Source organism: Novosphingobium sp. ST904, from assembly GCF_001298105.1.
Lineage (GTDB): Bacteria > Pseudomonadota > Alphaproteobacteria > Sphingomonadales > Sphingomonadaceae > Novosphingobium.
In genome coordinates this window covers 1-538 of the sequence record NZ_LGJH01000003.1, presented here as the reverse complement: position 1 = coordinate 538, position 538 = coordinate 1, and the positions used below count along the sequence as shown (strand labels likewise).

Annotated in this window: 1 protein-coding gene; it reads right to left on the bottom strand. The window is 62.1% G+C overall.

Annotation, left to right across the window (positions count from 1 at the left end; translation table 11 throughout):
* Nucleotides 1-511: DUF4158 domain-containing protein (locus tag ADT71_RS00010; RefSeq protein WP_231635429.1), on the bottom strand; the 511-nt coding region annotated here is incomplete at its 3' end.
* Nucleotides 512-538: the final 27 nt, after the last annotated feature.

The following is a 538-nucleotide window of genomic DNA, read 5'->3' as shown; positions in this document are numbered from 1 at the left end:
CTCGCCGGCAACCCGGCGAACGATCTGATCGACCCATGCCTTGCCCGTGACCGATAGGAAATCTCGGGGAAGAGCAAGCCGTTGGATAAAGGCGAGTTTGGCGGTCACGCCAAGAATGTTTTCGAGCGTCGCCTGACCTGCATCCCCCTTCACGTGTTGAAGCCGGTCGGGCCATCGGGATCGGCGAGCGAGGCTTCCAGCAAGGCGACCGCATCCGGCGCAAGCCATCGCGGACTCGGGCCAACAGGGCCTCCAGATAGAGGTGTCGTTGCGAACGGACGAGGCGTTCCAGCTCCTTGCGCGACGGCCCATAGATACGGCGGTCGCGGCACCACAGGAAAACATGCTCGAGCATGGCATTGATCGGCTGCCCGCCCGCACAAAGATCGTCGGAAATCCACCTCGACAACGCCCTGCGATCCGTCTGCGTCATACGGCGGAACCCGAGATGCCGCAAAATCTCCGCGCAATGCCGGCGGGCGGTGCGCCCGGAAAAATCATAGTGGTTCACGGATTTGGCATCGAGACCAAGTTGCTC